The sequence below is a fragment of the Cupriavidus numazuensis genome (genome assembly GCF_905397435.1).
In the GTDB taxonomy this organism is placed as follows: Bacteria; Pseudomonadota; Gammaproteobacteria; order Burkholderiales; family Burkholderiaceae; genus Cupriavidus; species Cupriavidus numazuensis.
The window spans coordinates 19,245-42,668 of record NZ_CAJPVI010000004.1; the positions used below are offsets into that span (position 1 = coordinate 19,245).

At 64.7% G+C, this 23,424-nt stretch carries 19 protein-coding genes; 8 read left to right on the forward strand and 11 right to left on the reverse strand.

Features of this window, described 5'->3' with window-relative positions; all coding sequences use genetic code 11:
* Positions 1 to 146: 146 nt before the first annotated feature.
* The 7 genes from KHO41_RS04735 to cobA are packed head-to-tail and all read left to right on the forward strand — an operon-like array spanning position 147 to position 6,748.
* Positions 147 to 1,313 carry a cytochrome D1 domain-containing protein gene (locus KHO41_RS04735; RefSeq protein ID WP_211952154.1) on the forward strand — a complete coding sequence of 389 codons (1,167 nt, stop codon included), beginning with the start codon at positions 147 to 149 and terminating at the stop codon, positions 1,311 to 1,313.
* Positions 1,314 to 1,324: 11 nt separating this feature from the next.
* Entirely contained in the window at positions 1,325 to 2,308 is a 984-nt protein-coding gene (gene ahbB / locus KHO41_RS04740) for a siroheme decarboxylase subunit beta (RefSeq protein ID WP_211952155.1), read from the forward strand.
* Positions 2,305 to 2,760, forward strand: coding sequence for an Lrp/AsnC family transcriptional regulator (locus KHO41_RS04745; RefSeq protein ID WP_211952156.1), 456 nt, complete (start codon positions 2,305 to 2,307; stop codon positions 2,758 to 2,760). Before ahbB (KHO41_RS04740) ends, KHO41_RS04745 begins: the two co-directional genes overlap by 4 nt.
* Positions 2,761 to 2,766: 6 nt before the next feature.
* Positions 2,767 to 3,267 (forward strand): siroheme decarboxylase subunit beta, encoded by a 501-nt coding sequence (gene ahbB / locus KHO41_RS04750; protein ID WP_211952157.1) that lies wholly within the window; start codon positions 2,767 to 2,769, stop codon positions 3,265 to 3,267.
* 10 nt (positions 3,268 to 3,277) lie between these two features.
* Positions 3,278 to 4,441 (forward strand): heme d1 biosynthesis radical SAM protein NirJ, encoded by a 1,164-nt coding sequence (gene nirJ / locus KHO41_RS04755; RefSeq protein WP_211952158.1) that lies wholly within the window; start codon positions 3,278 to 3,280, stop codon positions 4,439 to 4,441.
* Complete coding sequence (locus KHO41_RS04760; protein ID WP_211952159.1) at positions 4,438 to 5,949, forward strand: nitrite reductase; 1,512 nt, start codon at positions 4,438 to 4,440, stop codon at positions 5,947 to 5,949. The genes nirJ and KHO41_RS04760 overlap by 4 nt, the downstream gene beginning before the upstream one ends.
* A gap of 31 nt (positions 5,950 to 5,980) precedes the next feature.
* Positions 5,981 to 6,748: a uroporphyrinogen-III C-methyltransferase gene (cobA, locus tag KHO41_RS04765; protein WP_211952160.1), complete on the forward strand. Its 768-nt coding sequence runs from the start codon at positions 5,981 to 5,983 to the stop codon at positions 6,746 to 6,748.
* A 39-nt stretch (positions 6,749 to 6,787) separates the two neighbouring features.
* Here the strand turns inward: cobA and KHO41_RS04770 are convergent, their stop codons facing one another.
* The 3 genes from KHO41_RS04770 to KHO41_RS04780 form a co-directional block, all read right to left on the reverse strand.
* A complete protein-coding gene (locus KHO41_RS04770; protein ID WP_211952161.1) occupies positions 6,788 to 9,007 on the reverse strand; it encodes a putative bifunctional diguanylate cyclase/phosphodiesterase in 2,220 nt (739 codons plus the stop codon).
* Between the two features lie 211 nt (positions 9,008 to 9,218).
* Positions 9,219 to 10,919: a methyl-accepting chemotaxis protein gene (locus KHO41_RS04775; RefSeq protein WP_211952162.1), complete on the reverse strand. Its 1,701-nt coding sequence runs from the start codon at positions 10,917 to 10,919 to the stop codon at positions 9,219 to 9,221.
* Positions 10,920 to 11,179: 260 nt separating this feature from the next.
* Positions 11,180 to 12,055: an IclR family transcriptional regulator gene (locus tag KHO41_RS04780; RefSeq protein WP_211952163.1), complete on the reverse strand. Its 876-nt coding sequence runs from the start codon at positions 12,053 to 12,055 to the stop codon at positions 11,180 to 11,182.
* 654 nt (positions 12,056 to 12,709) lie between these two features.
* Between KHO41_RS04780 and KHO41_RS04785 the strand changes: the two genes are divergently transcribed.
* Positions 12,710 to 13,723, forward strand: a complete 1,014-nt coding sequence (locus KHO41_RS04785; protein ID WP_211952164.1) for an AraC family transcriptional regulator — start codon at positions 12,710 to 12,712, stop codon at positions 13,721 to 13,723.
* Positions 13,724 to 13,802: 79 nt separating this feature from the next.
* On the opposite strand, the gene KHO41_RS04790 is transcribed toward KHO41_RS04785, so the two are convergent.
* From KHO41_RS04790 to dmpE, 8 genes are all read right to left on the reverse strand, one after another.
* On the reverse strand, positions 13,803 to 15,059 hold the full coding sequence (locus KHO41_RS04790; RefSeq protein ID WP_211952165.1) for a polyhydroxyalkanoate depolymerase: 1,257 nt from the start codon (positions 15,057 to 15,059) through the stop codon (positions 13,803 to 13,805).
* Positions 15,060 to 15,232: 173 nt separating this feature from the next.
* Positions 15,233 to 16,954 carry a class I poly(R)-hydroxyalkanoic acid synthase gene (phaC, locus tag KHO41_RS04795; RefSeq protein WP_211952166.1) on the reverse strand — a complete coding sequence of 574 codons (1,722 nt, stop codon included), beginning with the start codon at positions 16,952 to 16,954 and terminating at the stop codon, positions 15,233 to 15,235.
* A gap of 36 nt (positions 16,955 to 16,990) precedes the next feature.
* Positions 16,991 to 17,407 carry a phasin family protein gene (phaP, locus tag KHO41_RS04800; protein ID WP_211952167.1) on the reverse strand — a complete coding sequence of 139 codons (417 nt, stop codon included), beginning with the start codon at positions 17,405 to 17,407 and terminating at the stop codon, positions 16,991 to 16,993.
* Positions 17,408 to 17,446: 39 nt separating this feature from the next.
* Positions 17,447 to 17,887, reverse strand: coding sequence for a MaoC family dehydratase (locus KHO41_RS04805; protein ID WP_211952168.1), 441 nt, complete (start codon positions 17,885 to 17,887; stop codon positions 17,447 to 17,449).
* Positions 17,888 to 17,917: 30 nt separating this feature from the next.
* Positions 17,918 to 21,463, reverse strand: coding sequence for an indolepyruvate ferredoxin oxidoreductase family protein (locus KHO41_RS04810; RefSeq protein WP_211952169.1), 3,546 nt, complete (start codon positions 21,461 to 21,463; stop codon positions 17,918 to 17,920).
* A gap of 81 nt (positions 21,464 to 21,544) precedes the next feature.
* Positions 21,545 to 21,736: a 2-hydroxymuconate tautomerase gene (locus tag KHO41_RS04815; RefSeq protein WP_211952170.1), complete on the reverse strand. Its 192-nt coding sequence runs from the start codon at positions 21,734 to 21,736 to the stop codon at positions 21,545 to 21,547.
* 92 nt (positions 21,737 to 21,828) lie between these two features.
* Entirely contained in the window at positions 21,829 to 22,617 is a 789-nt protein-coding gene (dmpH, locus tag KHO41_RS04820) for a 2-oxo-3-hexenedioate decarboxylase (RefSeq protein WP_211952171.1), read from the reverse strand.
* Positions 22,618 to 22,634: 17 nt separating this feature from the next.
* Entirely contained in the window at positions 22,635 to 23,417 is a 783-nt protein-coding gene (gene dmpE / locus KHO41_RS04825) for a 2-oxopent-4-enoate hydratase (protein WP_211952172.1), read from the reverse strand.
* Positions 23,418 to 23,424: the final 7 nt, after the last annotated feature.

Sequence of the window (23,424 nt, forward strand, 5' to 3'; positions counted from 1 at the left end):
AGGGGCGGGGGAGAGGGCAGGAGTCTCGACGAAGTGGGACGCCACAGTGCTTGCCATGCGCTTGCCCTCTCCCCCGACCCCTCTCCCGCAAGCGGGAGAGGGGAGCAAGCAGTCCGGCATTCCGCCTCAATCAGCAATGGCGCTCAATGAAGTACCTGCTGGTCGCTTTCCTGACCGGCGCACTGCTCTCAGGATGCGCGATGCCCTTGCGCGGCACAGGCGATCTCGGCGTGATCATCGAACGCGCCGAAGGCCGCATGCAGATCGTGGAGACCACAGGCATGACGCAGCTTGCCACCGTGGATGGGCTCGGCGACCTCTCGCACGCGAGCGTGGTGTTCTCGCGCGATGGCCGCTTCGCCTACGTCTTCGGGCGCGACGGGGGATTGTCGCGCGTGGACCTGCTACAGGCACGCGTCACGCATCGCGTGATGCAGGCCGGCAACAGCATCGGCGGCGCCATCACGCAGGACGGCCGCGTAGTAGCGGCGCAGAACTATGCGCCCGGCGGCATCAAGCTGTTCGATGCGGCGACGCTTGAGCCCCTGGCGGATATTCCTGCCATTGGCATGGATCGCAAGCGCTCCAAGGTCGTCGGTCTCGCCGACCTGCCGGGCCAGCGGCTCGCCGCAAGCCTGTTCGAATCGGGCGAGATCTGGCTCATCGACATCAAAGACCCGCGCAATCCGCAAATCACGCGAATGCGCGCCGGGCGCGAGCCGTACGATGGGCTTGTGACACCGGATGGACGCTGGTACGTCGCGGGCCTGTTTGGCGAGGACGGGCTGGCGTTGGTCGATCTCTGGCAATCCCCGCCTGAGGCACGCCGCATTCTCTCTGGCTATGGCCGCGGCACCGAGCCGCTGCCCGTCTACAAGATGCCGCACCTGCGCGGCTGGGCCATGGCACAGGGCATGGCGTGGCTGCCCGCGATCGGGCGGCACGAGGTACTGGTCGCCGATGCAGCGCAAGGCTGGAAGGAATCCGCTCGCGTTGCACTGGCCGGTCAGCCGGTGTTTGTCATGGCGCGTCCGGATGCCCGGCAGGTCTGGGTCAACTTCGCGTTTCCGGACAACGGCACGGTACAGGTCATCGACACCGCGACGCGCCAGGTCGTGCGCACCATGCACCCGTGCCGTGGCGTGCTGCATATGGAGTTCACACCCAAGGGCGAAGCCGTATGGCTGTCATGCCGCGACGATAACCGTGTGGAGGTCTACGACACCGCCACCTTCACGCGCCTCGCCACGCTGCCAGCCGACAACCCGAGCGGCATCTTCTTCACCGTGCGCGCCCAGCGCTTCGGCATGTAACGGAGACCATCATGTACGACGAAGCCAAGCTTTACGACCGGATCCAGCGCGACATGCCACTGCACCCGCGCCCTTACCGCGAACTGGCTGGTGAACTGAACCTGTGCGAGCACGACCTGCTGAGCCTGCTCGCGCGCGATCTCGGCGCCGGACGGATCAGCCGTATCGGCGCCGTGTTTGCGCCCAATGTGATAGGCGTCAGCACGCTTGGCGCGCTGGCCGTCGACGCTGCGCACCTGGACCGCGTCGCCGCATGCGTGAGTACCTGCAGCGCGATCAGCCACAACTATGCGCGGCGCGGTCATCGCCACAACCTGTGGTTCGTGGCGGGTGCGCGCGACCGCGATGCACTCAATGCGGTGTTCGCCGATATCGCGGCAAAGACCGGCCTGGAGCCACTGGACCTGCCGATGGAACGCGAGTATCACATCGACCTCGGCTTTTCGCTGCGCGACAGCGGTGTCCGACGGCCCCGGCGGGTGGCAAAGGCTCCCGGCCGCGTGCAGCCGGATGCTGACGACTGGCGGTTGATCGCGGCGCTCGAAGCGGGCCTGCCGCTTGCACCGCAGCCCTTCCACGCGCTGGCCCTGCGGACACGCATTCCGCTGGACCGCATTCTCGAACGGCTCGCGCAATGGTGCGAAAGCGGCGTGATCCGCCGGTTGGGAGTCGTCCTCCATCACGGCCGTTTCGGCTACCAGCACAACGCCATGTGCGTGTGGGACGTCCCCGACAGCCGCGTCGACGCGCTTGGCATCCGGCTTGCGCGCGTGCCCGGTGTGACGCTGTGCTATCGCCGCACACGCAGCACGCCCGACTGGCCCTACAACCTGTTCGCGATGGTCCATGCACGCGACCCGCAGGCTTCGCTCGACACGCTGGCGCGCATCAACGAACAAGTGGGACTCGGTGCACTACAGCGCGCGGTCCTGGTCGGCACGCGCTGCTACAAGCAACGCAATACGCGCTACGCCCCGCAGCAGGAGCCATCATGACATTCGTCCCGGACGCGCTCGACCGCCGCATCATCAACAGCCTGCAGCGCGGACTGCCGCTGACGCCGCGCCCCTATGCCGCCGCAGCCGAAGTTCTGGAGATCGATGAAACAACACTGCTCGCGCGTCTGCAGGCGCTGCTCGACGCGGGCATCCTGACGCGCTTCGGGCCCCTGTTCCAGATCGAGCGTGCCGGCGGGCGCTTCGTGCTGTGCGCGTGTCACGCGCCGGAAGAGAGGCTCGAAGCCGTGATCGACACGATCAACGCTCACCCGGAAGTGGCACACCACTACGCGCGCACGCATCACCTGAACCTGTGGTTCGTGCTTGCTGTCCGGCACGCGGCAGACGTCGGCCCAGCCCTGCAGCGCATCGGCCGCGATGCCGGTGTGGATATCCTGCCGTTCCCCAAGGAACGCGAGTACTTCGTCAACCTCTACCTGCCCGTCTGAACCGCCATGGAATGCCCTGCCCACGATGCCATCGACATTGCACTGATCCGCGCTACGCAAGGCGGCCTACCGCTTGTCAGTTGCCCCTTTGCTGTCGTTGGCGCACAGGTTGGCATCGATGAAGCCGAGGTCATCGCGCGTCTGAAAGCGATGCAGGAAAACGGCACGCTGCGCCGCATTGCCGCCATACCAAACCACTATGCGCTGGGCTGGCGTGCCAACGGCATGACGGTGTGGGAGGTGGACGATGCTCGCATCGACGCACTCGGCGAGCAGGTCGGCGCGCTGCCGTTCGTGAGCCATTGCTATCGCCGTCCGCGCCGGCCGCCGCTGTGGCCTTACAACCTCTTCGCGATGGTGCATGCCCACACGCAAGAAGAGGCATTGCCACTCGTGGCCCGCATCGCGGCGGTGCTCGGTGATGCCTGCCGCGCGCATGACGTATTGTGGTCCACACGCATCCTCAAGAAGACTGGCCTGCGCCTGCCGCCGGCCAGTACCGAGTAAGGAAGTCACCATGTTTCGCCTGTCCAGATTCATGGAAGCCTTGCGCGATGGCAGCCCCGTGCCAGCGCCGCGCAAGCCCGCCGGTCCGGTCGTCATCTGGAACCTGATCCGGCGCTGCAACCTCAACTGCAAGCACTGCTATTCAACTTCCGCCGACACCGATTTCAAGGGCGAGCTGAGCACGGACGAAGCGCTGGATGTGCTCGCGCAGCTCAAGGCTGCACGCGTGCCGGCGCTGATCCTGTCCGGCGGGGAGCCGCTGCTGCGCGCAGACCTGTACACGATCGCCGCACGCGCACGCGAGATGGGCTTCCATCTTTCGCTGTCGTCCAATGGCACGCTGCTCGATGCCAGCCATGCCGCGCGCCTGGCCGCGTGCGGCTTCGACTATGTCGGCGTCAGCCTCGACGGCCTGCCGTCCACGCATGATCGCTTCCGCCGCAGCGACGATGCCTTTGGGCGAGCGCTCGGCGGCCTGCGCGCTGCGCGCAGAGCGGGCCTGCGTGTCGGCGTACGCATGACGCTGACCGAAGAGAATGCAAACGAATTGCCAGCACTGGTGGCCTTGGCCGAATCCGAGGGCATCGACAAGTTCTATCTGTCCCACTTCAACTACGCGGGACGCGGACGCAGCCACCGTGCCGACGACGCGCGGCACGCGGCCACGCGCGCCGCGCTCGACTGGCTGTTCGACCACGTCTGGGAGCGCGCACGGAAGGGCCGTGCCGGCGATTTCGTCACCGGCAACAACGATGCCGACGGCGTCTACCTGCTGCACTGGATCGCGCAGCGCAAGCCTCACCGGCTTGGCGATATGCGGCAGCGGCTGATGAACTGGGGTGGCAACGCGACCGGCGTCGGCGTGGCCAATATCGACAATCTCGGCAATGTCCACCCCGACACGATGTGGTGGCATGTCACGCTCGGCAATGTGCGCGAACGCGCGTTCGGCGATATCTGGCTTGACCGAAGCGATCCGCTCATGGCTGGCCTGGCAGCGTCGCCGCGTCCGCTACAAGGGCGCTGCGCGGACTGTGCGCACCGGGACATCTGCAACGGCAATACGCGTGTGCGCGCTGTCGCGGTCACTGGCAACCCCTGGGCTGAAGATCCCGGGTGCTACCTGACGGACGAGGAGCTTGCCATGCCGCTTGGCGCGGAGGTCCTCGCATGAACGGTATCCTGCGATGGATAGCGGCCTGCATGCTTGCGGGCCTGTGCCAAACGGTGGCGATCGGTGCACAGCCAGCCTCCGGCAGCGCTGCGGCGCTGTACAGCCAGCATTGTGCGGCATGCCACGGCCCCGACCGTCTTGGCGGCATGGGTCCCGCGCTGCTACCTGAGAGCCTGGAACGCCTGCGGTCTGCCGAACTGGCCACCGTGCTCCGCGAAGGCCGAGCGGCCACGCAGATGCCGGGCTTTGCAGGCCAGTTGGGCGACACCGAACTCAACGATCTCGCCGCATGGCTGCGCACCGGACCGGCAAACTCGCCGCAGTGGGCCGCTGCGGACATCCGCGCCAGCCATGTCGTCTACCACGCGGCGGATAGCCTGCCCGCCAGGCCCACATTCAACGCCGATCCGGCCAACCTGTTCCTCGTCGTGGAAGCCGGCAGCCACCATATCAGCGTGCTCGACGGCGACCGCCTCGAGCCGATCCATCGATTCCGCACGCGCTTCGCGCTGCATGGAGGGCCAAAGTTCAGTCAAGACGGCCGCTATGTCTTCATGGCAAGCCGCGATGGCTGGGTCAGCAAGTACGACCTGTGGAACCTGACGTTCACGGCAGAGATCCGTGTCGGACTCAACACGCGGAACGTGGCCGTCAGCGACGACGGCAAGTGGGTGCTGGCCGGCAACACCTTGCCGCAGACGCTGGTGCTGCTGCGCGCGGATGACCTGTCACTGGTCAGAATCATCGATGTCAGGGGCCGGGATGGCCAGGCGTCGCGGGTATCGGCAGTGTATGACGCCGCGCCGCGGCACAGCTTTATCGCGGCGCTCAAGGACATTGCGGAAGTCTGGGAGATTCCCTACGCGGGCGCGGGCGCGGACGCCGTGTCCGAACTAAAGAGGATCGCGCTCGACGACGTGCTTGATGACTTCTACTTCGACCAGTCATACGCGCACATCCTGGGCGCATCACGCGACGGTGGCGGGCAGGTCGTCGATCTCACGCAGGGCCGCAAGGTGGCTGACCTCGCGCTGTCGGGCATGCCGCATCTCGGTAGCGGCATCACGTGGGTGCGCGACGGACACGAGGTCATGGCCTCTCCCAACCTGAAGCAGGGCAACATCAGCGTCATCGACATGCAGAGCTGGCGGACCGTCGCCACGGTGGCGACAAACGGTCCCGGCTTCTTCCTGCGCAGCCATGAGAACACACCCTATGCCTGGGCCGACGCGATGATGAGTCCGAAGCGCGACACGCTGCAACTCATCGACAAGCAGACGCTCGCTGTGGTCGGCAGCGTGACGCCGAGCCCGGGCCACACCGCCGCCCATGTGGAATTCACGCGCGACGGCCGCTATGCACTGGTCAGCCTGATGGAGCGCGATGGCGCCATCGTGGTGTATGACGCGTGCACGCTGCGCGAGGTCAAGCGCATTCCGATGGACAAGCCCATCGGCAAGTACAACGTATTCAACAAGACCACGCGCTCGTCCGGCACCAGCCACTGACGTGCGGCGCAGGCAAATACCAGGACTCCCCATGCACCCTCCCCTCAAGCCCGGCAAGGTATGGCTCGTCGGCGTCGGACCCGGCAGCCCCGATCTCGTCACGGTGCGCGCGGCGCGCGTGCTTGCCCGGGCGCAGGTCTGGCTGGTCGATGACCTGGTGTCGCCGCAGATGGCGTGCCACGCCAGTCCCGGCACGCATGTCGAATGGGTCGGCAAACGCGGCGGGCGCTGCTCGGTCAGCCAGGACCGAATCCAGCAGCTCACGCTGATGCACGCGTTGGCGGGCAAGGAGGTCGCACGCGTCAAGGGCGGTGACCCGCTGCTGTTCGGCCGCGGCGCGGAGGAATCGGCATTCCTGCGTGCGCATGGCGTACCGGTCGAGGTCGTCAACGGCATCAGCAGCGGCCAGGCCGCCGCGCAGGCGCTGGGCGTGGCGCTGACCCACCGCGCGCACTGCCATGGTGTGAGCTTCGTCACCGCGCACACGAGCGACCATGGCAGCCCGGACTGGAGCGCGTTGGCCCGCAGTGGCACAACGCTGGTGATCTACATGGGGATGAGCCGGCTCGCGGCAATCCGCGATGCGCTGCTGGCGGCAGGTATGCTGCCTGGCACGCTCGCGGCTGTGGTCATGCACGCTGGCAGCGACGGGCAGCAGTGCTGGACCGGCACGCTTGCCACGCTGGGCGAGGCGCTGGATGCGGGACTGGCAAGTCCAGCAGTGATCATGGTTGGTGCAGTGCTGTCGGATGCCCAGCTGCCGGCTGCGGCTGGCAAAGGCGTGGTCGCATTCGCGTAAGGCCGATACGCGACGACTGCTGTGGGGATGGATCAAGCATTACGTGAGAAACGCAGGCCCAAGCGCGCCCACCCGGACCATGGCTTCAAACTGATCCGCGCTCAGCGGCTTGCTGACAAGGTAGCCCTGCAACTCGTCGCAGCCCTGTGCCTTGAGGATTTCCAGTTGCTCAAGCGTTTCCACTCCCTCTGCAATCGTGAGGAGACCGAGGCTTCCCGCCATATGGGTAACCGCCTCCACGATGGCCCTGTCATCCACGTCCGTGTAGATGTCCCGCACGAACGAGCGGTCTATCTTCAGCTTGTACACCTTGAACTTCTTGAGGTAGTTGAGCGACGAGTATCCCGTGCCGAAGTCATCGATGGACAAGCGTACACCGCGCTCGTGCAGTGCATCCATGATCGCAATCGCTCGATCCGGCTCCCGCATCGCCACGCTTTCGGTCAGTTCCAGCTCCAGATACTCCGCCGGGAGACCCTCTTCTTCCAGAATCGTCGTGACCTGGCTGGGTAGCCCAGGATGCCGGAACTGTATCGCGGAAAGGTTCACGGCAATGACCAGTGGCGGCAGCCCGTCCCGCATCCACGCGCGCGCCTGCCTCACAGCGGTCCGTAAGACCCATTCGCCGATCGGGATGATCAGGCCGCTGTCCTCGGCAATCGGGATGAACTCCGCCGGGGGAACCTCCCCGAGTTCCGGGTGCGTCCAGCGGATCAGCGCTTCCGCGCCTACCAGCGTGCCATCGCACGCCGAAACCTGCGGCTGGTAGACCAGGCGGAACTGGCCACGCGCCAATGCGTGCCTCAGCGCGTTCGCGATCTGCAGGCCGCGCACCTTGTGCGCCTCCAGCTGCATCGAATAGAAGGTGTAGCCGTGGCGCCCGTCCCGCTTGATCTGGTACATGGCGGCATCCGCGCGGCGCGAGAGCACTTCAAAGTCCTCGCCGTGAGACGGATACATCGCGATGCCGATCGACCCGGATACATTTAGCTCATGGTGCTCTACCTGGCACGGCGCCGCTATGACATCCAGAATCCGCTGCGCCGCACTGGCCGCGCCTGCTTCCGATGCACCAAAGAGCAGGAAGATGAACTCGTCCCCGCCCACGCGGGAAATTGTGTCATCGTCCCCTGCCAGTGCGCGTAGCCGCCTTGCGAGATCCACTAGCAGCGCATCGCCAACGCCATGACCAAGGGTGTCATTGATGTCCTTGAACAGATCCAGGTCCAGGAGCATCAGCGCAATCGGCTTACCTTCCTGCCGCGCGCGGCCGAACGCCTGCACCGCCCGCTCCTGCAACTGCAGCCGGTTCGGCAGCCCTGTCAGCACATCGAAGTGCGCCAGGTATCGGATTCTCTCCTCTGCGTCGTTCCGCCTGGCATCGATCCGCGCGAGGTTGGCCTGCGTCTCGGACAACCAGCCAAGAATGCTGAATTCCCGTCCCTTCGGCACGGAAATGCTGGCCGAGAAGTCCCCGCTGCCGAGTCGCGCGATGCGCGCATGCAGTTCCTGCACCGACCCGCCCAGGATGGATGCAATCCGGAAGCGCATCGCCGCAAGCAGGGACAGCAGCAGCGCGCAAAAGACCACAAATGCCGTGCGCAGCTTGTCGGCGTAGGACTCTGCGCTGTACACGGCCGCTCTCGTACGCACATCGGCTTTGCGGTTGAAGGCCCCGATAGCCGTCTTGATGCTCGCCTTGGCCTGGTTGTAGGCAGCGTCATGGAGCATGGCGATGGCCTGGCTTCGCTGGGCAATATCGGGCGCATAGGTGGGATTCGCGAGTTCCATCGCGGCATACTCGGTCGCGGCCAGCAGGTCAGACTGGTTCTTGGCGCTCTCCAGGTCTTCGAGCTCATCCTCCGTGAACCCGGCTTCGCGGATGACCGCGACCAAAGGAATCCCTCGGCAATCCGGGCAGGAGTTCTGCGCAGGCGCCTGCAGGAGCTCCCAGTAGATATTCTGGTATTCGGCGACCAACGCGGTCTTCCCGTCGCGGGCATCCAGGATCTCATCAAACTGCTGCCGGTAGGCGGAATCGCCCGTCACCACGTAGGCGCGCGCGATTCTGGTGAGATCGTCCGAAGACTGACGCAGCGCCTCTGCAATCAGGAACGAGCGCCTGCGTGACTCGCTGACGCGGTCGCGATCGCGTACCGCCTGCAGGTAAAGGAGAAAGGTAACGAGGAACAGGACAAACGCGCCCAGCGTAAGCCAGAGATATCGCGAGTATCCTGCAGGATTGCTTTTCGCATTCATGGTGGCCGTTGATGCGCCGAGGCGGCGCATCAGGAGTAAGACCGTCTGTCCGAAGGCAGCGCGGTACAACTGCCGGCACGCGCGTCCGGCCCTGTCGGCCTGATCCGAGAACAAGCCGTCGCAGCCGTACTGCCGCGCAATGGTGGAACCGCGCCTGCTGGTGTCATCCGGAGACTTGCGGCATCCCTACGGTGACGGAAGTGACAAGGCGTCAGGCCGACTTCAGCAGCATGGCCCGATCCACACGGAAAACGGCAATCACCTCCTTCAGGCCGTGGCTCTGCTCCTCGAGCGACTGCGCGGCCGCGGCCGCCTCTTCTACCAGCGCCGCGTTCTGCTGCGTGATCTGGTCCATCTGGCCGATGGCGTGGTTCACCTGCTCGATCCCTCCGCTCTGCTCCTGCGATGCCGACGCGATTTCTCCCATCAGGCTGGTGACATGACCGATCGCCTGGCTGATATCGCCCATGGTCCGCCCGGCTTCCCCGACCAGCTCCGCCCCGGTCTGGACATCGCATACGGCCACTTCGATCAGGCTCTTGATTTCCTTGGCGGCAGACGCCGAGCGTTGCGCAAGATTGCGAACTTCGCTGGCCACCACGGCAAATCCGCGGCCCTGGTCGCCCGCCCGGGCTGCCTCCACGGCAGCATTGAGCGCCAGGATATTGGTCTGAAAGGCGATGCCCTCGATCATCCCCGTGATCTCGGCGATCTTGTGCGAGCTCTGGTCGATCGCACTCATGGTCTGCACGACCTTGCCGACCACCTCGTTGCCCCTGGCCGCAACCTCCGACGCGTTCGCGGCGGAGGCGCTCGCCTGCCGCGCGCTCTCCGCGTTACTGCGCACGGCGGCCGTCAGCTGCTCCATGCTCGCCGCGGTCTCCTCGAGCGAGGCAGCCTGCTGCTCGGTACGGGACGAAAGGTCAAGATTTCCCGCTGCGATCTGACCGGTCGCCGTACCGATTGAGTCGGTGCGCTCGAGCACCGCACCGACTGTGCGGATTAGCGCCTGCTGCATGCCATGCAGGCTCTTCATCATTACGCCCATCTCGTCGTTGGCACTCGTGTCGATGCGGCGCTGCAGATCCCCGCCCGAAATGTGCTCGAATTCGACAATGGCCGAATCGATAGGGCGCAAGATCGCGCGATACGTCAGCCACAGCGTGACAGCGAGGATGGCCATCGACAGCGCCAGCAGCCCGTAGATGGCATGTCCCAGCCATTCCGAGCGCTGGCGCGCCGCCTCCACTTCCTGCGCCGTACGCGCATCGAGCATGGCAAAGAACTCGTCAACCGGCTTCATGATCCGGGCCTTGTTGACATGGTAATTGCGGTCATGCATGAGCTTGCGCGCCAGTTCGAGGTCCGGCGGACCGGAAACAGTGAAGCCGCCCTTGCCGTCTTCGAACTTGCCCTTGACCGCATTCATCGCGATCACCTCGGTCCGCACCAAGTCGTCCGAGTTTCGCTTGGCCTCCTCGAGTTTTTCCATCTCGTCACTGGTGAATCCGGTTCGCTTCATCAGATCGGTCAGCGCCACGGTTTCGCCATCCGGACGTGGAGGCTTGTCCGTCGCCGCGACGAAGTCCCAGTAGATACGCTCATAGTGCTGCGGGCGCGGCCGCTTTCCGTCCCGGATATCCAGGATCGCGAGATACTGGGCCTCGTAGCGCGGGTCACTGGTCACGACATACGTCCGTGCAAGCCGGGTCAGGTCATCGGAACTCTGGCGAAGCTCGACGGCCAGTTGGTTGGCCAGGTAGCGGCTCAGGTGCGCGCTGTTCAGCCTCTCACGACTTTCGTTGAGGGCCAGCACGACGGCCACGATGCCGGCCATGAGGGCACCGACGATGAGCGCGAGCAACAGAAATCGTTGCCGAATGGAAAGTCTGCGGGATTTTGCGTTACTCATGTCAGCTCAGCAGGAAATGAAGCGGAAGGTGCCGACACTGCAAAGGAAGGAGATGGATCGCACGCAGGCCGGCTCTCACAGAGAACGGCCCGCCATGCAAACCATTTAGAGGCTGCGCGCAAATATCATGGATGTGATGGATTCTCCGTCGGAGTCTTTCCTGTACGGATTCGGGAAATGCATCGCAGCTTGCCGACGGTACCAACGGCTACGTGCTGATGGAGGCGCGCGATGCCGGGCGCGCCAACTCTTGTTCAGAGTCAGATGGTGTGGATCGGCGTCGTCGGGTCGATCTCGATCTGTACGTCAGGCAGGCATTCGCGCACGACGTCGTTCACGGCCGTGATGATCTCGGGCAGGCGAGCTTCCAGCACGTGGCGCTTGCCCGCCAGCGCCAGCCCCAGCAGGCTGGACTCGCGGCCAAAGTCGGAATCCCGTCCGCCAGACCGGCCCAGGCCGAACGAGAACGACGCCCTGCCGGCGTTTTGCAGCCGCGTGGAATAGGCAAAGCCAGTCCGGCGGACCTGTTCGACCATCTCCGTGACCTGCTCGACACTGCGCACAACGCTGGCCTGCATCTGAGGCAACAGGCAGGCTGTTGCCACGCGTCGGACCTCCTCGTCCGGCAAGGCTGCCATCAGTGAGTAGCCGAGCCCGGTTTCCACCAGTGGGCGCACGACGCCGATCGGTACGTCGTCATCACGCGAGCTGGACGCGAACACTACGTGCGCGTACTGCACGAAGCGGCCCATGCGTTGGCCCAGCACCACGCTGACCCCCGTGCGCCGGCTCAGCTCCTGCATGGCCAGCCGCAGATTGCTGCGCGGTAGCGCGATGTCGTGGACCCAGCCGCCGAGCATGTTGAGGCGCAGGCTTGGGACGTAGGTGCGGTCGTCCGGGTTCCAGCACAGGTATCCCATGCGGTGCAGGGTCTGCAGCAGCATGGACGTGCTGGATTGCGGAAAGCCAGTGGCTTGCACGATCTCCGATACGGTCGCCGGCCGGTTCATCTGCTCGAACAGCTCGAACAGTTCAAACACGCGGCGCGCCGACTTCACCACGCCCGAGCCGAGGTCACGCTCGCGATCCCGCACGGATAGCTGTGGCAGGCGGAATGTGTCCCGGGTACGTACCATGTCGTTGCTCTGCTTTTTTCGATCCAACCGCAAGCCCGAGCCGACCGGAAGTGCGCAACCGGCGCGGAGTGGTCCGCCGGGCCTGGAAGATGTGCGGCTGATCGTAGATTTGCCGCCCCCCCTGATGCAATCACATATGTGATATCGAAACGGCTGTGCCTGGCATGGGCTTTGGGGTCCTATCCCTTGCCTGCTTGCGCCCGTAAGGAAGCACCAAATGAAAGCGACGAAGGCAGGTTCTCCGCCTTCGCCGCTTTCCGCCACCGTCAGTGGCTATGCTGCGAGCCTGGTCGCACTCGGAATGCGGACGACTCTAGGAGTGCCGCCTCAACAGGTCCAATGCATATTTCGTATTCGCTCAATGTGCATAGCGCATACGTGCCGATGAAACCGGCGTAAGCCCGACACCGCGGAGCAATTTGTGATCGAGGGCGCGCGCAAACTATGGGTTTTCCTCTTCATCCTCTTCATCGTCGCGGGGCTCAGTCTTTCCCTAGTTGACGCAAATTGCTACGTATCCAAAACTAGCAGGACAAGATGGGGACGTTGAACGGGAAGCCGAACGACATGAGTTGGCGGCAAACAGGATCGGTGACTCCCCCGCCTCTACGCGATTGAATGCCGCACCAGTCGGCAACAACGGGGGAAGACACCATGCACCTCTCTGCAAAAGCGCCCGTCATGGCACCGCTCTATCGGAATAGCCTCTTTCATTCCGACGTACGTGCGGAAGTGCACCAGCATGTCGCCCAGGAACTGACCGACCACACGCTACATTGGAAGCCCGGCGTTCCCGATGCAGCAATGTGCAAGGGCGAGTTGAAACGCCTGCACGTCTACACCTTGCAATACGGCGCCGAGGTGGAAGTCAGGCCGCGTCCGTTCGATGATTTCGTGCTGATCCATACCTCCCTGGCCGGCGGCGTTGAAATCGACTGCGACGGGAACAGGCTCAGTGTTCGCGAAGGACGATCTGCCGTGCTCGCGCCAACGAAGAAGATTCACATGCGCTGGTTTCCCGGCACGCAGCAGCTGATCGTTCGCGTTCCGCGCAGCCTGCTCGACGAGGTCGGCGGCGCTCCGGACGGCAAAGAGCACGTGCCGCCGGGTTATCTGATTCCGCGCGCCCTGCAGAATCAGTGGGACCTGCTGATGCAATGCATGCTGAATCTGCTGTCCGTTTCCGGGCAGCAAATCCTGAATGGCGACTGGCTGGATCAGTTCGAGCGCAACCTGATTTCGTTTGTGCTCGGGCACCAGCCTTGCGGTGCCGACACGCACGCGGGCATCGCGCTGCCGGGATGCGCTGACCGCCACGCCGGTTCCGACATGCGCAGCATCAGCGCCAGGCAGATGGACGCCCTGATCGAATACATCGAATCGCGCCTTTGTGCACCGATTGCCCTTGAGGACATGGCCCGCGCCGCCGGCGCCAGCGTGCGCAAGCTCAATGTGCTGTGCCATCGCTACCATGGTGTTTCCCCCATGGAGTTGCTGCGCAATATGCGTCTCGACGCGGTCAGATCCCGCCTGTTGATTGACCCGGGCGTTCGCGTCACGGAAATCGCGCTCTCCCATGGCTTTGGCCATATGGGCCGCTTTGCGGCCTACTACGCGGCACGCTTTTACGAGCTTCCAAGCGACACGCTGAAGCGCGATCTTCAGTAGCATCGCCGGGAACCGCCTCCACAGCGAGGATCGATGCGGGGTCGTCGGATCGCACCGCTCCACCCGCACCTGCGGGAAGTCAGGCGGCTCGTTCGCCGTCATGGGCCCGGATAAACTGGCTCACGCGGGGATAGATACTTTCTCGCCATCTCCGGCCCGAGAAGATCCCGTAGTGGCCGCACTGCTCGGCCACGTAGTGGACCTTGCGCGCTGCCGGTATCCCTTCACAAAGTGCATGCGCGGCTTCCGTCTGCCCACTGCCCGAGATATCGTCCAGTTCGCCCTCGATGGTGAAGAGCGCGGTGGTCGTGATGTCCTGCGGCCGTACCGGCACGCCATCTATTTCCCAGGTCCCCGTGGCGAGACGGAATTCCTGGAACACCTCGCGGATGGTTTGCAGGTAATAGGCGGCATCCATGTCCAGCACCGCGTTGTATTCGTCATAGAAGCGGACATGGCTGGCCGCGTCCTCGGCATCGCCGGCGACGAGGTTCAGGTAGTAGTCATAGTGCGAATTGACATGCCGGTCCGGATTCATCGCGACAAAGCCGCCATGTTGCAGAAAGCCCGGATAGACCTTGCGGCCATGGCCCGGGAAGTTCTTGGGTACGGGGTAGATCACGTTGTTCTCGAACCACTGGTAGCTCATCCGCATCGCCAGGGAGTTGACCGCGGTCGGACTTCTGCGCGCGTCGATCGGGCCGCCCATCATGGTCATCGTCCTCGGCGTCTTTTCGCCGGCGGAGGCCATCAGCGAAATGGCCGCGAGGACAGGCACTGTCGACTGGCAGACGGAGATCACATGCAGGTTGTCTGCACCGAGGTGACGAATGAATGCCTGGATATAGCCGATGTAGTCCGTCAGCGAGAACTCTCCCTCGGTGGCAGGCACCACGCGTGCATCGAGCCAGTCCGTCATGTAGACCTGATGGTCCGCCAGCAGCGCGCTTGCGGTATCGCGCAGCAAGGTGGCGTGGTGGCCCGATAGTGGCGCGCACACCAGCACCACCGGTTGTTGCGCCAGCGCCTTGATGGTCGGCACATCATCGGCATAGCGCCTGAAGCTGATCAGGTCGCAGAACGGCTTCCTGAGTACGACCTGTTCCATGACGGGCACTTCGCGGCCTGCCGCAAGGACCGAGCGGATGCCGAACTCCGGCTTCTCGTATCCCTTGCCGATGCGGTGCGCCAATTGGAATGCTGCCGCCGCCCGCTGCGCGCCGGGAACCAGCGAGAGCGGGTTGAGTGGGTTGAGCAGGGTCTGCGCCACCGCCTCGCTCCATGCCGAAAGGGGATGAAGCAGGCTGCGCTGGGTTTCGTACGAGTGATAGAGCATGAGGATTTCTGGATTCACTGCCGGGTGCAGCGGCGCTGCCCCGGCCGGGCACGGGCATGGCCTGCTCGTGCCGGACTACGGGCGTTCGCCTTTCGGCGAAGGCGGCCATGCCGTCTTCTTGTCGGTCGTGGCAATCGGCGAGTTTCTGGTTCAGCGAGTCGGCCAGCGTCGGATCAGTCGCATCGCACCTTCACGTAGCGACCGGGTGCCGGTTCCACCGGCGGATATGCCGAATTGCCCAGCTGCGTGCGAGCTGGCACGGGCTTGCCGGCATGCCGCCCCAGCCAGTCGTTCCAGTGGGTCCACCAGCTTCCGGGCGTCGGCGTGGCCTGGGCAAGCCACGCATCCGCGTCCGCACCGGGCTTGCCGCCCGTCCAGTAGCTGCGCTTGTTGCGTGAAGCAGGATTGATCACGCCGGCGATGTGGCCGCTGGCGCCCAGCACGAACTCCGACTTGCCGCTCACCAGCTGCATGGTGCGGTAGGCCGACTTCCACGGCACGATATGGTCTTCCTGCGTGGCCAGTACATAGCTGGGCATGTCGATGCGGCCGAGATCGACCGGATCGCCGCACATGCTCAGCCTGCCGGGCGTGCGCAGGTTGTTTTCCAGGTACATGTTGCGCAGGTACCAGGCGTACATCGGCCCCGGCAGGTTGGTACCGTCGGCGTTCCAGTAGAGCAGGTCGAACGCGGCCGGCGACTTGCCCTTCAGGTAGTTGTTGACGACGTATGGCCAGATCAGGTCGTTGGCGCGCAGCGTCTGGAACACGAAGCCCAGTTCACGACCGGGATAGATGCCGCCCCGTCCGATGGTCTGCTCGCGCTGCTGCACCATCTGCTCGTCGACATAGGCGCCGAGATCGCCCGGCTCCTCGAAGTCCAGCATCGTGGTCAGCAGCGTCATGCTCGCTACGCTGCGGTCGCCGCGGCCGCGCAGCAAGGCCAGCGCGGACGACAGCAGCGTGCCGCCGACACACCAGCCGACCGTGTTGACCTTGTCGGCACCGGCGACCGCGCGTGCGACCTCGATCGCCTTCATCACGCCCTGTTCGACGTAGTCGTCCCAGGTGGCGTCCTTCATGGCCTGCGCGTCATTGCACCAGGAGACCAGGAACACCGTGTAGCCCTGCTCGCAGGCAAAGCGCACGAAGGAGTTCTCGGGCTGCAGATCCAGGATGTAGAACTTGTTGATGCAGGGCGGCACGATCACCAGCGGCCGTGCTGCGACCTCGCCGGTCTGCGGCGCATACTGGATCAGCTGCATCACGCCGTTCTCGAAGATCACAGCGCCTTCCGAGGTCGCCACATTGCGCCCGACCTCGAATGCGGTTTCGTCCGTGATGGCAATACGCCCGCGGCCAAGGTCCTCCAGCAAGTTGGCAAGCCCCTGCCGCAGGCTCTCGCCGCTGGTCTCCAGCGCCAGCCCGATCGCCTCGGGATTGGTACCCGCGAAGTTGGCCGGACTCATCGCGTCGATGAACTGCTGGGTAAAGAAGCGCAGCTTGTTCCGGTCCTTGTCGTCGCACCCGACACGCTCCACCAGGTCTGCAAGCAGGCGGGCGTGGATCAGGTAGTTCTGCATCAGCAGGCTATGCCACGGGCTCTCATGCCAGGCCCGTGCGTGGAATCGCCGGTCCCCGCCTTTGCCGCCCCTGGCGGACGTGCTGCCTTCGCCTCCTGCGGCGCCAAAGGCAGGCAACGCCGTCCACAGTGCCATCTGCTCCTCCCAGTAGCGCATCTGGATCTGCACCAGCGGCAGGGCCTGCTCCTGCGCCTTCCCTGCGCGCGCGACGATGGGATCGGCATGCAAGCCGCCCAGCAACTCCAGCAGGGATTGCGCGGACTTGAGGCACCCGTGGAAGTACTCGTCGGGAATGTGAAACGGCATCGCCATGTATCTCTCCTGGGCCACAAGCAGGCCGATGTCCCTTTACCTGGGCGTCAGCATGTTCCTGATCTCTTCCATGCGCTCCGCTGCGCGCTGGCTGATATGCGCGGTCGCATCAGTCTGCGCCTTGCGCATGATTTCGGCCAGCTCCGTCATGTCTTCCAGCGCCTTCTGGAACGCTGTCCGCGCCAGTTCTGCCTGCTTGCCCGGTTCCGCAAAAGCCGGGCCAGCGGCCGCTCCGCCCGCCGCAGCCTGGAAGGCCTGCATGGTCTTCATCAGCAGTTCGGCCTGCTTGTTGACCAGGTCGCGCATGGCTGCCTGCGCGACCTGGTTGGCTTCGAGCATCGCTTCGACATCCTTGCGCCGCGACGCCATGACCGCCGACATATCGAGACCCGGCACCTTGAACTGCTCAATCATCCTGGTCAGCTCGGCGAACGAGAAATTCTGCTGGCTCATGTTCTGCTCCTTTCTGGCGTTGAGTGGACTGCGAGTGGCCTACTTCTGATGGTCCCGGGCCGAGGTCGGCATGACCATGGCGTCGCCATCGATCACGACCTTGCCGTTGACCGTGCATACGGTGGTCAGCGAAACGCGCCGCTTTTCCGGGTGCAGCTCCTTGACCGTCACGGTCGCGTGCACCGTGTCGCCGGGCTTCACGGGCGCCCGGAAGCGCACGTTCTGGCCCAGGTAGACGGTGCCCGGCCCGGGCAGCCGGCCCGCAATGGCCGCCGAGATCACACTGGCCGTCAGCATGCCGTGCGCTATGCGTCCGTTGAACTGGGTGCTCCGCGCGAACTCCTCGTTGATGTGCATGGCGTTGTTGTCGCCCGAGGCGGCCGCAAACAGCACGATGTCGGCCTCGGTGATGGTCTTCGCGAACGAAGCGCTCATGCCCGGTTCGAGGTCTTCGTAGTCGTAACCATTGAGTTGGTTCATTTTCTTCTCCTGGCAATCGTGCGGGCTGGCTCAGGCCGACATGCGTTCCTGTACGGGCTGTGGCAGCGGTTTGCGGAAGGCAGCCAGCCGCTCTGCCTGCAGCCTTGCGGCGGCGTCCATGCTCTTTTCCTTGACGTGCCCGTAGCCCCGGATCTCGTCCGGCACACTGGCCAGCGACACCGCCGCAGCGTGGTTCTGTGCGTCCAGGCCGGCAGCGATCTCGTCGGCCTGCCGGATGTAGTCCTCGATCAGCTGACGCTCGCGGCGGCGCTCCTCGGTCTTGCCGAAGATGTCGAACGGTCCGCCGCGCAAGCCCTTCAGCTTCGCCAGCAGGCGGAAGCCGTGCAGCATCCACGGTCCGTACGGACGCTTCTGCAGCTCTCCGGTGGCCGGATCACGCTTGGACAGCAGCGGCGGCGCCAGGTGGTACTGCACCTTGTAGCCGGCCTTGAACCGTGCCTCCAGGCTGGCAAGAAACGCGGGCGCGGTTTGCAGGCGTGCCACTTCGTACTCGTCCTTGTAGGCCATCAGCTTGTAGAGGTAGCGCGCCACGGCCTCGCTCAACGCGCTGCTGCCTGGCACACGCTGGCGTTCGGCGTCGAACACCCGCTTCACCACGCTTGCATAGCGCCTGGCGTAGGCCTCGTCCTGGTAGGCAACCAGTTCCGGCACGCGCACTTCAAGCAGGCGCTTGGCCTCACCGGATGCACCCACCGAATCGACGATGGTGCGGGCCAGCGGCGTCAGCACCGGCACGCGCGGCAGCTCGGCCACGGCGCTGCTACCCTTCGCAATCTCGGCCTGCACAAAGGCCCGGTCGACCACAGCCATGCGGCCCCACTTGAACGCCGCGACCCCCATCTCCACGCCCACCCCTGCCTGCCGGATCGCGGCTTCGATGGATGCGCCCGACAGCGGCAGCGCCCCGGCCTGATAGGCCACACCCACCATGAACAGGTTGGTCGCCATGCTGTCGCCGAACAGCCCCTCGGCGAGTTGCTGGCCATCGAGGAACAGGTTATCGGCCTTGCGGGTGACCCGATCGATGCCCCGGGTCAGCGCACCTGCCGCCGGGAAGATCACGTTCCGGTTGGCCACCATCTGCCCGGTCGGCGTCTGGGTCGTCGAGATCACCGCGATGGTGCGCTCGGGATGGCATTTGGCGAGGTTCTTCGGGTCTGTCGCATTGAGGATGTCGAAGCCGAGATACAGGTCGGTACAGCCATCCGAGATCTTGTTCGAGCCGTCGAACGGCTGTGCGGTGACCTTGATGTCCGAGATCACTGCCCCGCCTTTCTGCGCCAGCCCGGTCTGGTCCAGGCCGATCACATGCTTGCCCTCCAGGCGTGCCGCGTTGGCAATGGTCGCGGCCACCGTTACCGAACCGGTGCCGCCGATGCCCATGATGTGCACGCCGAAATCGCCGGTGATCTTGAAGAGCGGGTCCGGCAGCGCGCGCTCGAGCGCGGGAATGCGGCCCTTCTTCTTTTTCGCGCCATCGGCAGGCGCGGCTTCCTCGGGCGCCGTGACGGTCAGGAAGGACGGGCAGAAGCCCTTGACGCAGGAATAGTCCTTGTTGCACGAAGGCTCATGGATACGCGTCTTGCGTCCGAATTCCGTGGCCACTGGTTCCACGCTCATGCAGTTGGACTTCACGCCGCAGTCGCCGCAACCCTCGCACACCTGCTCATTGATGACCACATGCTGCGCCGGCGTCTGCGCCTTGCCGCGGCTTCGCGCCCGGCGCAGCTCGGCGGCACATTCCTGGTCGTGGATCAGCACCGTAGTGCCCTTGGTCGCAGCCAGCTCGCGCTGCGCCTCGTCGAGGCGGTCGCGGTGCCAGACCTGGGTGCCGCCCGCAAGCTGCACGCCGTCAAAGGCATCGGGCGCGTCGGTCGTCACGATGACCTTCTTCACGCCGTTGGCGAGCAGATCGGAAACCAGGTCGGCCACGGGATGCGCCCCCATGATCTCCTGCCCGCCGGTCATCGAGGTATGGGCGTTGCGCAGCAGCTTGAACGTGATGTTGGCGTTGGTCGATGCCGCGTAGCGAATGGCCAGGCTGCCCGAGTGGGCGTAGGTGCCGTCTCCCATGTTCTGGAAGATGTGCTCGGTGTCGGTGAAGGGCGCCATGCCGATCCACTGTGCACCTTCCCCGCCCATGTGCGTGCCCATCACCACATTGCGGTCCATCCACATCGCCATGGTGTGGCAGCCGATCCCCGCGGAGACGATGCTGCCTTCCACCGCCTTGGTCGAACTGTTGTGCGGGCAGCCCGAGCAGTACCACGCCGTGCGCGCAGCGGTCGGCAGCGCCGTGCGTTCGTGGATCTCGTCGAGCCGCCGGAGCCAGGCATCGGCCGACTCGATGCGCGCCTTGCGCGACACGCGCCGGACCAGCGCGCGCGCGATGATGTCGGACTCGAACTCGCCGTACGCTGGCAGCAGCTCCTTGTCTTCCTCGTCGAACTTGCCGACGATGCGCGGCGCGTTGGCGCTGCCATAGAGCACGTCCTTGGCGAACATCTCCAGGAACGGCCGCTTTTCCTCGATGACGAAGATCTCTTCGAGGCCGCGTGCGAATTCGCGCACGATGGTCGGCTCCATCGGGAACAGCATCCCCATCTTCAGGATGCGGATGCCGTAGCGGCGCAGCGCGTCGTCGTCGAAGCCGAGTTCCAGGAAGGCCTGGCGCAGGTCGTTGTAGGTCTTGCCCGCGGTGATGATGCCGAGCCACGCGTCGGCATTGCCGAACACCACGTTGTTCAACCGGTTTTCACGCGCATAGCGCTTGGCCACCTCAAGCCGGCGGGTATAGAGCGATTGCTCCATCTCCAGCGCTTCGGCACGCACGTTCATGCCGAGGTTCATGTTCGGCACGAACGGCTTGCCGTCGAACGTCAGATCCGGCGTGACGAAGTTCAGGCGCTCCGGCGAAACGTCGGCACTACCGGTACCGTCCGCGACATTGGTGACGATCTTCAGCCCGACCCACAGGCCGGACAGGCGCGACATCTGGTAGCCATGCAGCCCCAGGTCGAGAATTTCCTGCACCGTGCCCGGATACAGCGACGGCATGCCGACGTGGTACAGCATCGGTTCCGACTGGCTGCACAGCGACGACGACTTGCAGCTCGGGTCGTCGCCCACCACCGCCAGCACGCCGCCGTTCTTGCCGATGCCGGTGTAGTTCGCGTGCTTGAGCGCATCGCCGCTGCGATCCACGCCGGGCGCCTTGCCGTACCACATGCCGGTGACGCCGTCGAACTTCTGCTTGCCGACCGTATGCAGCATCTGCGTGCCCCACACCGCCGTTGCCGCAAGGTCTTCGTTGATGCCGTCGACAAAGCGGATGCTGTGTTCGAGCAGCAGCTTCTGCTGCCGGATGAAGCTGGCGTCCAGCATGCCGACTGGCGATCCGCGATAGCCGGACACGAACATGCCGGTCTTCAGTCCGCGGCGCGTATCGGTGCGCACCTGGTCGAGCGTCAACCGAACCAGTGCGTCGATGCCACCGACCTGGATGACGCCGTCCTGCTGGGTAAACAAATTGGCGGAGTCTTTTTTGGAAGCCATGTTTTGTCCTACTGTGATACGGTCAGAATCGCCGACGCGTCGCCTTCGGCAGCCATGCAGCAAGCAAAGCCGCCCGGTCCGCTACCGGCCGAGATCCTTGGCGGACTTGCCGCCTATGCCCCAGCTTTCCTTGGGCACATCGTGCAGCAGGACCCGCACGTTCTGCTCGGGCGCGCCTACTGCTTCCGCCAAGGCCTGCGTGACTTTCTCGATCACCGCACGCTTCTGCGCCTCGGATCGGCCCTCTATCAAATAGATCTGTGCGACCGGCATGCCGCTCCTCCCTGGTATCTGTCCCGCACTGGATTCAAGCGTCGTGCCGCGGTAGCCACGGGTTTTGCACCCGCGGCTGCCGCGGCATCCGCTCAGGCGAACCGCATCGACACGGTGCCGAGGTCCTGGAAACGCACGGCCACGCTGTCGCCGGCCTCAACCGCGATAGCCTCGGTGACGCCGCCTGTCATGATGAAACTGCCAGCCGGGATCTCCTGGCCGCGCGCGCCCAGGTGGTTGGCCAGCATGGCCACCGCCACCAGCGGATTACCGAGCACCGCGGCGCCGGCCGCCATCGTGACCACTTCGCCGTTCTTCTCCAGCACGACGCCGAGCGTGCGCAGGTCCAGGTCCTCCAGGCTGCGCATGCGGCCGCCGATCACGAAGCGCGATGCCGACGTGTTGTCGGCAATCACGCTCTTGAGGTCGAACTTGAAATCGCGGTAGCGCGAATCGATGACTTCCACCGCGGGCACGACGAAATCCACCGCTGCCATCACGGCCGCGATATGGCAGCCCGGGCCCTTCAGCGGCGCCTTGGTGACGACGCAGATCTCGGCCTCGACCTTCGGATGGATCAGCTCGCCCGTCCGGATCTCGCTGCCGTCGGGGCAGGACATGTAGTCGGCGACGAAGCCGAACACGGGACTGGTCACCCCCATCTGCTTCATCTTGGCAAACGAGGTCAGCCCTGCCTTCAGGCCCACGATCTTGTTGCCGCGCGCCACCTTGCGGCGACGGATCTCGTCCTGGATGGCATAGGCGTCATCCCAGTCCATGTCCGGATGGTCGTCGGTAATCTTGGTGACGTCGCGGGCCTGCAGTTCGGCAGTCTCGAGATACTCGGCGAGCGCGAGGATGGTGTTGTTGTCGAGTTTCATAGGGATTTCTCAGGGCTTCAGATGAATCGGACCGAGGTCTCGCCGAGACCCCCAACGCTGCAGCTCAGGCTGTCGCCAGCCACCACCGGCACCAGCGGCGACTGCGAACCGGACAGGATCACCTCGCCCGCCTTGATCTTGATGCCGAGGCGCCCCAGCGTATTGGCCAACCACACGACCGCGTTGACTGGCGAACCCTGCACCGCGGCCCCCGTGCTGGTGCTGATAACCTCGCCGTTCTTCTCCAGCACCATGCCGGCCAGCGCGAGGTCGAGGTCGCGCGGATGCCTGCGCTGGCTGCCCAGGGTCAGCACGCCACACGACGCGTTGTCCGCCACCGTGTCCTGAATCTTGATCTTCCAGTCCCGAATGCGCGAATCGACGATCTCGAAGCATGGAATCACGTAGTCGGTGGCGCGCAGTACGTCGGCGGCGGTCACGCCCGGCCCCTCCAGATCGTGCTTGAGCACGAAGGCCACTTCGGCCTCGGCGCGCGGGGCGATCATGGTCTTCACCGGAATCGGCTCGCCTTCGTTGAAGACCATGCCCGAGGTGATCTGGCCGAAGTCCGGCTGATTCACGCTGAGCATCTCCATCACGATCTTGCTGGTGACGCCGATCTTCCTTCCGATGATGGTCTCGCCGCGGTCGACACGGCGTTGAACCATGCGCAGCTGGATCCGGTAGGCGTCTTCGATGCTGATACCGGGCTCGCGGTCCGTCAGCGGATCGACCGGCCGGCAGTTGGTGAGCGCGCCATAGAGCTCGTCACCGTAGTGTTCGATTTTCTGTTGGTCCATGTTGCTC

Coding starts and splice junctions, on each gene's coding strand:
- KHO41_RS04735 (WP_211952154.1), top strand. CDS start 147: ATGAAGTACCTGCTGGTCGCTTTCCTGACCGGCGCACTGCTCTCAGGA.
- ahbB (WP_211952155.1), top strand. CDS start 1,325: ATGTACGACGAAGCCAAGCTTTACGACCGGATCCAGCGCGACATGCCA.
- KHO41_RS04745 (WP_211952156.1), top strand. CDS start 2,305: ATGACATTCGTCCCGGACGCGCTCGACCGCCGCATCATCAACAGCCTG.
- ahbB (WP_211952157.1), top strand. CDS start 2,767: ATGGAATGCCCTGCCCACGATGCCATCGACATTGCACTGATCCGCGCT.
- nirJ (WP_211952158.1), top strand. CDS start 3,278: ATGTTTCGCCTGTCCAGATTCATGGAAGCCTTGCGCGATGGCAGCCCC.
- KHO41_RS04760 (WP_211952159.1), top strand. CDS start 4,438: ATGAACGGTATCCTGCGATGGATAGCGGCCTGCATGCTTGCGGGCCTG.
- cobA (WP_211952160.1), top strand. CDS start 5,981: ATGCACCCTCCCCTCAAGCCCGGCAAGGTATGGCTCGTCGGCGTCGGA.
- KHO41_RS04770 (WP_211952161.1), bottom strand. CDS start 9,007: ATGAATGCGAAAAGCAATCCTGCAGGATACTCGCGATATCTCTGGCTT.
- KHO41_RS04775 (WP_211952162.1), bottom strand. CDS start 10,919: ATGAGTAACGCAAAATCCCGCAGACTTTCCATTCGGCAACGATTTCTG.
- KHO41_RS04780 (WP_211952163.1), bottom strand. CDS start 12,055: ATGGTACGTACCCGGGACACATTCCGCCTGCCACAGCTATCCGTGCGG.
- KHO41_RS04785 (WP_211952164.1), top strand. CDS start 12,710: ATGCACCTCTCTGCAAAAGCGCCCGTCATGGCACCGCTCTATCGGAAT.
- KHO41_RS04790 (WP_211952165.1), bottom strand. CDS start 15,059: ATGCTCTATCACTCGTACGAAACCCAGCGCAGCCTGCTTCATCCCCTT.
- phaC (WP_211952166.1), bottom strand. CDS start 16,954: ATGGCGATGCCGTTTCACATTCCCGACGAGTACTTCCACGGGTGCCTC.
- phaP (WP_211952167.1), bottom strand. CDS start 17,407: ATGAGCCAGCAGAATTTCTCGTTCGCCGAGCTGACCAGGATGATTGAG.
- KHO41_RS04805 (WP_211952168.1), bottom strand. CDS start 17,887: ATGAACCAACTCAATGGTTACGACTACGAAGACCTCGAACCGGGCATG.
- KHO41_RS04810 (WP_211952169.1), bottom strand. CDS start 21,463: ATGGCTTCCAAAAAAGACTCCGCCAATTTGTTTACCCAGCAGGACGGC.
- KHO41_RS04815 (WP_211952170.1), bottom strand. CDS start 21,736: ATGCCGGTCGCACAGATCTATTTGATAGAGGGCCGATCCGAGGCGCAG.
- dmpH (WP_211952171.1), bottom strand. CDS start 22,617: ATGAAACTCGACAACAACACCATCCTCGCGCTCGCCGAGTATCTCGAG.
- dmpE (WP_211952172.1), bottom strand. CDS start 23,417: ATGGACCAACAGAAAATCGAACACTACGGTGACGAGCTCTATGGCGCG.